This window comes from Candidatus Dadabacteria bacterium, assembly GCA_026708565.1.
Lineage (GTDB): Bacteria > Desulfobacterota_D > UBA1144 > Nemesobacterales > Mycalebacteriaceae > Mycalebacterium.
This window is the reverse complement of record JAPOUR010000027.1, coordinates 18,428-29,477: the sequence shown is the minus strand read 5'-3', so window position 1 is coordinate 29,477 and position 11,050 is coordinate 18,428. Positions and strand designations below refer to the sequence as shown.

General features: G+C 60.1%; 6 protein-coding genes and 1 tRNA gene. 2 read left to right on the top strand and 5 right to left on the bottom strand.

Features of this window, described 5'->3' with window-relative positions:
• Positions 1-3,417 (top strand): hypothetical protein (locus OXF42_03740; GenBank protein MCY4047207.1); only part of this gene is annotated, 3,417 nt, incomplete at its 5' end.
• A 6-nt stretch (positions 3,418-3,423) separates the two neighbouring features.
• Here the strand turns inward: OXF42_03740 and OXF42_03735 are convergent.
• A tRNA-Ser gene (locus OXF42_03735) sits at positions 3,424-3,510 on the bottom strand.
• A gap of 55 nt (positions 3,511-3,565) precedes the next feature.
• Here OXF42_03735 and OXF42_03730 point away from each other — a divergent pair.
• Positions 3,566-5,668 carry an ATP-dependent DNA helicase gene (locus tag OXF42_03730; GenBank protein MCY4047206.1) on the top strand — a complete coding sequence of 701 codons (2,103 nt, stop codon included), beginning with the start codon at positions 3,566-3,568 and terminating at the stop codon, positions 5,666-5,668.
• Positions 5,669-5,724: 56 nt separating this feature from the next.
• Here the strand turns inward: OXF42_03730 and OXF42_03725 are convergent, their stop codons facing one another.
• Genes OXF42_03725 through tkt form a run of 4 tightly spaced genes read right to left on the bottom strand, consistent with a single transcriptional unit; the run spans position 5,725 to position 10,953 of the window.
• On the bottom strand, positions 5,725-6,504 hold the full coding sequence (locus OXF42_03725; GenBank protein MCY4047205.1) for a sulfite exporter TauE/SafE family protein: 780 nt from the start codon (positions 6,502-6,504) through the stop codon (positions 5,725-5,727).
• Positions 6,501-7,223 carry a ribose-5-phosphate isomerase RpiA gene (gene rpiA / locus OXF42_03720; protein ID MCY4047204.1) on the bottom strand — a complete coding sequence of 241 codons (723 nt, stop codon included), beginning with the start codon at positions 7,221-7,223 and terminating at the stop codon, positions 6,501-6,503. The genes OXF42_03725 and rpiA overlap by 4 nt, the downstream gene beginning before the upstream one ends.
• A gap of 44 nt (positions 7,224-7,267) precedes the next feature.
• Positions 7,268-8,962 (bottom strand): hypothetical protein, encoded by a 1,695-nt coding sequence (locus OXF42_03715; GenBank protein MCY4047203.1) that lies wholly within the window; start codon positions 8,960-8,962, stop codon positions 7,268-7,270.
• A complete protein-coding gene (tkt, locus tag OXF42_03710; protein MCY4047202.1) occupies positions 8,959-10,953 on the bottom strand; it encodes a transketolase in 1,995 nt (664 codons plus the stop codon). Before tkt ends, OXF42_03715 begins: the two co-directional genes overlap by 4 nt.
• Between the last annotated feature and the right edge of the window lie 97 nt (positions 10,954-11,050).

The following is an 11,050-nucleotide window of genomic DNA, read 5'->3' as shown; positions in this document are numbered from 1 at the left end:
GCCATAACCGTTCTGGAGGATGACCTGCCGGAGCTGCGGATATCGGGACCCGCCACGGTTGCGGAGAGAGACGGAATTGTGAGCATGACTTTTGTCGTTTCGCTTTCGGGAGACCTTGATTCCTCAGACTCCGGCGGCCTTGCGGTGGATGTGGAGTTTTCCGGCGGCGGGACTTTCCTCTCCGCGCCCGCGCAAAGGACTTTGAACATAAGGCAAAATGACGGAACGGCCACGACCGTTGTTACCTTCAACGGCAACAACAACGATGATTTTGACGCCGACCTGACGGCGACAATAATCAATGTTGACGCGGGCAAATACCTCGCCGCCGATGCGAGCCACTCGGTCCGGATAACGGACGATGACGTGCCGCAATTGACAATAACGGCAACCCCGCCCGCCGCCACCGAGGGCGCGGCGGATGCGGTGTTCACCGTCCGGGCGAGCATTGCGCCCAAGTCTCCGCTTGTTGTTGAGGTTGATGTTTCCGAAACCGCCGCCCCCGCCGGTGAACTCTCCCGCGACTTTATAAGTTCCTCAAACGAGGGGGCGGGGCGTGTTACTCTGGACTTCGGCGGCGGAACGACCGCGACCTACACAGTTGAAATAGCGGCGGACAATGTTGACGAATCGGACGGAGCGATAACGGCGCGTATATCAAGGGTGGGGAACGGCGACTACACGGTCGGAAGCCCCTCCTCCGCAACGGTTTCGGTGGAGGATGACGACCCGCCGCAAATGAGCGTCTGCCAGACCACGGACGGGGCGACCTGTGTCGCGTCCCCCGTCAACGTGCCTGAGGGCGAGACTTCCGGCAATGAGTTGGTGTTCCTGATTACGGCGACAAGCGCCCCCGATTCCGACACCGCGATCTCCCTGAATGTGTCAATACCGGACAAGCCCGCGAGTGTGTTTGACAATCAAATAATCACGGGGGGTCCCGGTGTCGGTTCGGTCTCGGTAACGATGCCGAGGAATGAGACGACCGCGACCCTCACCTACACGACCGTTCCCAACGATGATTCCGGCGGACACCGGACGGTTGTGGCAAGGCTTGACCCTGTTGCGCAGGCGAATGTGAAGACGCGTGGCTACTCCGTTGCGCCTTCTCCGGACAACAGCGCGAGCATACGGATAATGGAGGATGACGCGGCTGAGGTAACGGTGTGCGAGGCGAACGAGGCGGGCAATGACTGCCTCGTCTCAACCCCAAGGTCCGGTTCTTCCGTCCGCTCCGCCGTAGCGAGCATGCCCAGCGAGGGCCAGACATTGAGTTTTCTGGTGAAGATGACCTACGCCCTGGAAGAGGACATTAATGTTCAGGTGAGGATTGCGGAGACCGGCAATGTTCTGTCGGGCGCGGGCGACCGGACGATACCCATACGGAGCGGCGAGGTGGTGAGCGGTGTGTTCACGGTTGTAACGGTTGACGATTCCTCCGATGAGGATTCAAGCATGGTTACCGTGTCGGTGGTGGAAGTCGCGCCCGCAAGCAGCGGCGTTCCCGCGCCCGATATGGTGGTTGTCTCGTCCGCCCCGCCGATTGAGTTCATGGTTCTGGATAACGATGAGCCGCCGTTGATAAGTTTCACGCGGGAGATATATGAGGGCAACGAGGATGACAGGGAAGTCCTTTTCACCGTTGAGTTGCTGTCCGTGTCCCCCAATTCCGCCGGGCGGAAGGTGTCTTCCGAGAAGGAGATAACATTTGCCTACTCCACCGGCGATGACCTTGAGGCGGATGCGGATGTCCGCGCAGATGGAGGCCCTGAGGGAACTCTGACTATTGACTATGTGTCCGTTATGGAGCGGACGCTTACAATTCCCGCAAATACGAGGAGAATAACCTTCACGATAACGACCATTGACGATGAGATGGAAGGCGAGGATGAGACGTTTATTGTAAGCCTGCTGGACTCTCCCGCCCCCGTGAACGCTGTGGTTAATGTTCCGCCGGGTCTGAATCTGACGGGCGTAAAAACGGCGAAGGGGCGGATACTTGACACCATACTGGTTGACGAGGCGAACAAGATAATCCTGCCACGGCTTGCGATGACGATTGCCGATGAGACCGCAACCGCGATAGGCGACAGAATTCGCACCGCATTCGGCGGCGGCGGGGGTGATGACGGTGTAACAATGCGGGGAAGCGACTGGCGGCAGTTTATAGCGTCTCAGGCGGCGGGCAATGATGAGCATGCGGAGGCGCCTGAGTTGAACTTGTCTGACTTTGCGTTTGCCATAGCGGCGGACACGGCGGACAGGAGCGGCGGCTGGCGTGATTTCGGCGGCGGTTTCCTCAAAGATTTGAGTGTGTGGGGGCGCGGTTACTACCGGACATTGGAAGTCGGGGAAGAGACGGACATAGAGTTTGACGGCGGAATAACCGGCGGAATGGTGGGTGTTGACACAATGCTGAAGCCGAACCTCCTCGCCGGAGTGTCGGGCAACATGTTCCTGTCAGACCTGGATTTCAGCAGCACGAGCCCAAGCCGGACGCGGACGGGAACGCATGAGACAATTGCGTGGAGCGTCCACCCGTATATCGGCTGGAATCCCACACCGAGGACGACCCTTTGGGGAACAATCGGCTATGGAATGGGCGGCATTGAGGTCAGAGAGGACGGCAGGAGAAGTGATTCCGACACCTACTTCAGGGAGCGCGACATAATGCTGATGACCTTCGGCGGCGGCGGAAGCGGCGAGTTGTTCAACCGGCGCGTGGGTCGCGGGCGAGTGAGTGTTGACGCGGTGGGCGACATGGTGTTTGCGCGTATAATTGAGGACGGCGAGGAGGGTCTTGATGCGGGCGGCGGACGTGTGCGTCTTGGCTTGGAGATGGCGGCGACCCGTCCGGTATGGCGCGGCAATGTCGGCGGTTCCATAGAGATGGCATACCGGGGAGATTTTGGCGATGTGTTGCGCGGAAGCGGATTTGAGGTTGCGGGGGGTTTGAAGGTGGGTGTTCCGTCAATCGGATTGCGTATTGACGGCGAGGCGCGGGCGCTTGTGTCTCACACTGACAGTGTAAAAGAGCGCGGATTTACGGGTGATATAACGTGGTCTCCGGGCGGCGGGGCGCAGGGGCCGTTTGTGTCATTCAACCCGCAGTGGGGCGCGACAAACGACAAGCGCGATGCTTTGTGGGACCAAGGCGCGGACGGCCTGACTGCGGACTTCGGCGGCGGCCTGAGGTATGAGTTGGAGTTTGGTTACGGAGCGCCGTTGATGTATGAGATGGGTGATGTGAAGGTATTTGCGGGCGGTCTGATAGAGGAGGGCGCGACCGTAAGCCGTTCCGGCGGATTGGATATAGAGATGGAGAGCGGAATAAGCGCGGGGTATGAGGCGGTTGACGAGGTGTCTGCGCCGCAGGTTGAGCACCGAGCTTATATTAAGTTTATCAGAGAGTTTTGAGAACACCGGAGGGAAGGGGATTCGAACCCCTGAGAGCCGTGAGGCCCCACTGGTTTTCGAGACCAGCGCCTTCATCCGCTCGGCCATCCCTCCGGCGGTAAGTTACACACGGAGGGCGCGGCGGGCAAATGGTGTTATCCTTCCCCCGATGCAAAACGACCAAAAACGCCTGATGAACCCCGATGAAACCGCCGCCTTTTTCCAGCCCGGCGGCGCGGTGGAACAAACCTTCGGGGAAGGCTACGAATTCCGCAAACAACAGCAATCCGTAACCCGCGAGATCACCGCCGCCTTCAATCACAACGGCATTTGCCTGCTGGAAGCCCCCACCGGAACGGGCAAAACACTCTCCTACCTCCTGCCCGCGGCAACATGGGCCGCGCTCAACGGCGAAAAAACGGTCATCTCCACCAACACCATCAACCTTCAAGACCAACTGGTAAACAAAGACCTCCCCATGCTGCGCGGCATTTTAGGGCGCGAAGTGAAATACGCCCTCGTAAAAGGAATGAGAAACTACCTCTGCCTGCTCCGCGCCGAACTGGAACAAACGGACGGAAAAACGGACAGCGAGACCGCCGAAATCCTCCGGTGGGCGGAGGAAACAAAAGACGGCTCAGTCTCAGACCTTCCCTTCTCCCCCTCCGAAGAAACATGGGACAAACTTGCCGCCGAAAGCGAAAGCTGCGTCCGCCGCAAATGCCCGCACTACGAAAACTGCTTCTTTTTCAAAGCCCGAAACCGCCTCGCCTCCGCAGACCTCATAGTGGCAAACCACCACCTGCTGTTTTCAGACATGGCGATAAAAAACGCGGCGGAAAAAGACGGCGCGGGCGTTCTGCCGCCGGGGGCGCGGCTCGTCATTGACGAGGCGCACAACATCGCCGATTCCGCAACATCGCACTTTTCCCTCAGGGTGTCTCCCGCGTCGGTTGCAAAAACGCTTGGGCGGCTGACGAGGGCCTCGGCATTTGCCGCCCGCGCGGTGAAGGGAAGGGGCAAATCCGTCCGCGGAAGCAATGCGGGAAAACTGCTTGCGGGGATGGAGAGAATGTTCAAAACAAGGGCGGAAAACCTGAAAACTGCGGCGGAAAGTTTTTTTGACTCTCTAATTCCCGCCGATATGGACGAGAACGCGCCGACTTTCCGCGTGAGGGATGTTTCCCCCGATTCCTCCGTTCTTTGCGCCGCGATGAGGGGCGGGGCGCTTGAAACGGCGTCCGTTGCACGGCAGACGCTTGCCGTTCTTGAGGAGGAGGGCGGCGATGAGGCGGCGGGTGTGGTTGCGGAACTGAAGGCGGCGGAAAGCGGGCTGAACCGCATAGCCGAGGCGGCGGGGCTTTTTGCAGACCCCGAAGCCCTGAAGCATTATGTAAAAAGCGTTGAGTTGCGGCGGCGCGGCGGCGGGACGGTGGCGGCGGTTTCGCTTTTCCCGATAGACATAGCCGGGCTGATGGACGGGATTTATTCAAAATACAAGACTGTCATAATGACCTCCGCCACTCTTGCGGCGGGCGGTGATTTCGGTTTTCAGAGGCGTTCGGTGGGGCTTGAGGGCAATGACCGGCTGACTGAGCTTGCCGTGCCGTCTCCCTTTGACCACCGCCGCCGCGCAATGCTTGCGGTTTCCTCCGACATGCCGGAGCCGGGGGATGCGCGGTATGAGGGCGGCGGGCTTGCGGATGCGGTTTTTGAGTGTGTCCGCGCCTCTCGCGGCGGGGCGCTGGTTCTTTTCACCTCAAAGCGGATGTTGGAAAAGACCGGCGCGGATTTGGCCGCCCGTTTTGCGGGGTTGGGGTTGCGTTTGTTTTTGCAGGGAAGCGCCCCGCGCGAGCGTTTGCTGGCGGATTTCAAGGCGGATGCGGATTCGGTTCTGTTTGCGACCGACAGTTTCCGCGAGGGAGTTGACATAGCGGGTGATGCGCTCCGTCTGGTGGTGATAACGCGTCTTCCTTTCCGCGCTCCGGACGACCCTGTTTTTGAGGCGAGGATGGAGGCGGCGGAGGCGGCGGGAGGGAATGCCTTTGCGGATTACGCCGTTCCGCTTGCGGTGGTGGGATTCCGGCAGGCGTTTGGCCGTCTGATAAGGACGGCGACAGACAGGGGTGTTGTTGCGGTGCTGGACAGCAGGGCGGTCCGGAGGGGATACGGGAGGAGGTTTATAAAGTCTGTGCCGGAGTGTGTAACGGTGATAGGGGAGTTGGAAAGGGTTGCGCGGGAGATTGAGGGGTTTGTGGGGGTTCGGGGGTGAATGCGGTTGTGGGGCGGCGGGGGAGAACTGGATTCCTTGTCGTAGCAAGGAATGACCTATAAAACCCCGAACAGTTTCAACCCCGAAAGCAGAAGCGCAACCACAAGAAACCAGCGCACGGCGGCGGCCCCCTTCCTCACCGACAGTTTCGCCCCCCACCAGCCGCCTATCGCCGAACCCGCCGCAAGGTTGAATCCCTTCAGCAGGTCAACATTTCCCGAAAAGAAAAACATTACAAAAGCGGGCGCGGTGTATATCAGAACAATGAACACCTTGCGGGCGTTCACCTCCGCCATGCCTCCCCCGACCAGATGAAACATCAGCCCCATAATAACAAGGCCGACGCCCACCTGTATGAAACCGCCGTAAAATCCGGTCGCCACAAGGGCGGGGTATAAAAGCCACTTCCTGCGGGCAAACCTCCCGCCGCCTTCACCGGACACAAGCGAAGGCAGAAACATTGACGCCGCAACAAGCAGAATTACGCCGCCCGCAATTTTTTTGAACAGCAAATCGTCAATGCTCACCGCCACAAGAACCCCGCACACCATTCCGGGCAGAGTGAACAAAGAGTATTTGACCGATTCCCTAAAGCCGCCCGCCGCCCGCTCTCTGGAAAAAGACGCTCCCGCCGCAATGTTCTGGATCAGAATCGCAAGGCGGTTTGTGCCGTTGGCTTCAGAGCCGTCAAGGCCGGAGAATATCAGGGCGGGCAGAGTGAGCGCCGAACCGCTTCCCGCCATGACGTTTATCGCCCCCGCCGCCATGCCGACAAAAAACAGAAGCGCGGCGGAAAGCAGGGCGGGGTCGCCCGGCGCGGTCAGAAATTCCGTCACCTGTCCGCTCTCAGGTGCTCAATGCCGTCGGGACCCGATATGAGCATGTCGGTCGTGGTGGTGAGAAAAAGCCCGTGCTCAACAATTCCCGCCCTCCACACCAGAGATTCGGCGATGATTTTCTGGTCGTAAATGGGCCCGAAATTGCAGTCCAATATGTGGTTTTTCTGGTCGGTCAGGAAAACCTTTCCGTTTTCGTCTTTTCTCAACTCCGCCGAGATTGCGCCGAGCGACCGTATGAACCTCTGCGCGGGCCTCACCGCAAACGGTATGACCTCCACCGGAAGCGGGCGGCGGGTTCCCAGTTTTTCCGAGAGTTTGCCCCTGTCAACAATCACTATGTTTCGCAAACTCTCCTGCGCCACCACCTTTTCGCGCAACATCGCGCCGCCGCCGCCTTTGATTACCTTCAGGTTGCGGTCAACCTCGTCCGCCCCGTCTATGGTGATGTCTATCGCGCGGTCTTGCGCGAACTCGGATATGGGCAGCCCCAGATCTTTTGCAAGGGCGGCGGTTTTGACGGAAGTGGGAATGCAGGTGATGCCTTCAATCACGCCCGAGCGGACGCGCGAGGCGAGGCACTCTATGGCCATGGTCGCCGCCCTTCCCGTGCCGAGACCCACCACCATGCCGGAGGAGACGAAATCAACCGCCATCTCCGCCGCTTTTTCCAGCCCTTTGGCGTCCCGCTGTTCCAACTGCCTTTTGTGAGTCGTCATGGGGGATGAAACCCGCCAAACCTTACTTGAGGCCGTCCCCGTTCTCAATAACCGCCGCCGAGTCCCAGCAACTCCGCAAACTTCAGGACGCCGCCCGCCGCTTCGCCGCCGCCCTGCGGCAGAACCGCCTGAAACACCTTTCTGCCCGCGCGCTCAAGCGCTTCCCTGTCTCCCAGCATCTGGGCGTTTTTGAGGATTTCAAAAGACACCCCGCCGCTGTCCGGCACACCTTCGGGGACGGTTAAGTCTTCCGCCGCCGGTGGCGCGGTTATCTGGATGAAGAAACCGTCCGCGCCGCCTCCCTTGTGAATCTGCCCGGACGAATGCAGGTAGGCGGGGCCAAGGTCCGCCGTGACGGAGACACCGAATTTTTTTGAGATTGCCGACCTGAGAAACTCCACCGCCGACAGCGCCTCTTTGTCAAGAAACGCCTGAATTGACAGGTATCCCCCCTCTTTTCTTTCGGCGGCGGCCTTCTCAAGCGCGGCGCGCGCCTCCGCAATGTTTTTTGACGGGTCTGTCGCCCTGAACTGAATGCCGCAGTCCTCAAAGTCGGGCGCGGAAAACGGCAACTCGCCCGCGCTCCGGTAGATGCCTAAAAAACGGCGCGTCTGGGATTTTGCGCCCTCCACATCGGGCTGGTCAAACGGGTTGACTCCCCACTTCGCCCCTAAAATCGCCACAGCAAATTCCCACCTGAACACCTCCGCGCCGAGCCCCTCCGCGCCATCCACCACGGTGGCGACCACGGGAATGCCGCGCTCTGCGGTCTTTTCCGCAATCGCCATGGTTTTGCCGTCCCCTTTCAGGCAGACAAACACCGCGCCGCCGGTTTCCTCTTCTTCGCAAAGGTCATGAGCGACGGGAAGAACGCGCCTGCCGTCTTTGCCCAGACTCTCGCCGACTATCTGCTCAACAAACCTGTCAAAGCCCGCAATCCCTTCCGAGCAGCGCACATGAAACTTTCCGTTTGCCCTCCCGCAGAAGGTGTCAACCGCCGCCGCCAGACGAAGCGCGGAGCCGCCCCCGTCCCTTCGCAAACTGTCTGACATCGCAAGGGCGCGGGAGAGGATTGCCTTTGTGTCCGCTCCCGCAAGGGCGGCGGGAATCATTCCGAAAACCGAGAGCGGGGAAAAACGCCCGCCGACCGTTTCGTCTCCCTCAAACACACGGGCAAACCCTCTGCTTGCGGCGGTCTCAAAAAGAGGGGTCCCGCGGTCGGTTATGGCGGCGAACCTGCCCGCCGCCCTGTCCGCCCCGCCTTCACTCCGGGCGCATTGGTCAAAGAAAAATTCCGCCACGGACGCGGTCTCAACCGTCGCCCCGGACTTGGAGGAGACGATAAAGAGCGTCTCGCTGAAATCAATCTCCCGTTTTAACGCAAGCAGGGAGTCCGTCACCGTGGTGTCGGCAACTGTTAGGCGGGCGGCGGATCTTCCCTCAAACGCGCGCGCAAACACCTTTGACATCAGCGCCGCGCCGCCCATGCCCGCAAGTATCACCCGCCGGATGTTTTTTGTGTCCGGCGCGGCGGAGGAGAAACTCCCGACAACTTCCGGAGCCGGATTTTCGGGAAGAGACAACCAGCCCAGCCTGCCGCCGACCGCTTCGGGCGGGCCGTTCCACAGAGATATGTCCCGCCGGAAAATTCTTGCCGCCACATCGTCCGGAAACCGGCTTTGCGGGTCTTTCGCAAAAACGCGCGGGCCCATTTCAATGTAGTCGCGCGGTTTTGTCATTCCCTTCCAATGAGCCGGCGGGCAAGGGAGGCTATGTTTTCCTCGTCAAACCCGAACGCCTTCATCACATCGCCGCCGGGGGCGGACTCACCAAACCTGTCAATGCCCAGAGAGAAGGAATCTCTCCCCGCCCCGGTGTATCTTTCCCACCCCAGCGTTGAGGCGGCCTCAACCGACAGGCGTGTTGTAACCTCCGGGGGAAGCACGCCGTCCCTGTAGTCGCGGGACTGCCGCTCAAAAATTTCCCAGCTCGGCATGCTCACGACCCTTGACCGCACTCCCTCCCCCGCGAGAGACCGGTGCGCGCACACGCACGGAAACACCTCCGAGCCTGTGGCAATGATGATGATTTCCGGCCCGCCCGCGCAGTCCGCCACGATGTAAGCCCCCATTTCCGGCCCGCCTCCGGCTTGCGCGGGGCTCTCAAGGGCGGGGACGTTCTGGCGCGTAAGCACAAGCGCCGCCGGTTTGCGGGACGAGATTATCAGGGGCCACAAAGCCCTCAGTTCGTTTCCGTCCGCGGGGCGGATGACATCCAGGCCCGGCGTCGCCCTCAGGGCCGCCAGATGCTCAACGGGCTGGTGGGTGGGGCCGTCCTCGCCGACACCGATGCTGTCGTGCGTGAAGACATAGACAACCGGCTGCCGCATAAGGGCGGAAAGCCGCAGCGCGGGCTTCAGGTAGTCCGAGAACACAAAGTAGCATGAGGCATAGGGTCTGAGCCCGCAAAGCGCGAGCCCGTTGCAAAACGCCGCCATTGAGTGCTCCCGCACGCCAAAATGGAAGTTTCTTCCGCTCCGCTCCTCCGCGCTGAAACTCCCGGCGGGCTTTATTAAGGTTTTTGTGGAGTCGGCAACGTCCGCCGCTCCGCCCATAAACCAGGGGATTTTCGCGCTTATCTCTTCCATTATTTTGCCGTTGCTTGTTCTTGTGGCGGCGGAGGTTCCGGGCTCAAAAACCGGCAGGTCTGTGTCCCACCCGTCAGGCACGGAGCCCTCGCAGATGGCGCGAAACTCGGACGCAAGGCCGGGATGCTCTTTCGCGTACTCGGCAAAAAGCGCGTTCCACTCCTCTTCAAGTTTGCCTCCCTTTTCAATCACCGACCGCCTGTATTGCTCAACTTCGGGCGGTGTGTGGAAATCGCTCCCGTCAAAACCGTAGGCCTTCTTGGCAAGGCCGGACTCTTCGGGACCCAGAGGCGCGCCGTGGGCTTCGGGAGTGTTTTCTTTGCCGGGACTCCCGAACCCTATGCGGCTTTTGACCCTCACAAGCGCCGGGCGGCGGCTTCCGGTTGCTCCGGCGAGCGCGTTTTCCACGGCGGCGAGGTCGTTTGCGTCCGGCACGGAGAAGACGTCCCATCCGTAGGCGGCAAATCTGCCGGTTACGTCTTCGGAAAAGGAGATGTCCGTCTTGCCGTCAATGGTGATGCTGTTGTCATCGTATATCCAGACCAGATTGTCCAGACCCAGATGGGCGGCGAGAGACGCCGCTTCGGAGGTGATTCCCTCCATCATGTCGCCGTCGCTGAGGATGGAAAAAACCCGGTATCCCGCTATCTCAAAGCCCGGCCTGTCAAATCTTTGCGAGAGCCACCGGGACGCCGCCGCCATGCCGACGGATGTGGCCGCGCCCTGACCGAGCGGGCCGGTTGTGGTTTCAATGCCGGCGATGAGGCCGTGCTCCGGATGCCCCGCGCACTTGCCGCCCAGCCGCCTGAACCGCTTTATGTCGTCAATGGACACTCCGTAGCCCGATATATGAAGCACGGAGTAAAGAAGCATGGACGCGTGCCCGGCGGACAGCACAAAGCGGTCGCGCGCGGGCCAGGCGGGGTTTGAGGGGTTGTGTCTGACAAACCCGTCCCACAGTTTGAAGGCGACCGGGGCAAGCGCCATCGGCGTTCCGGGATGCCCGGAATTTGCTTTCTCCACGGCGTCTATTGAAAGGGCGCGTATGCAGTTAATGATTTTTGCAGTTGAGTCTATTTTCATCCTGACAGCCAAATCAAACAGGGAAGCATATACCAAACCGCGCGTTTGCCCAATATGGAAGACCGGGAATAATTTTTATTGATATTCGGTTTTGAGT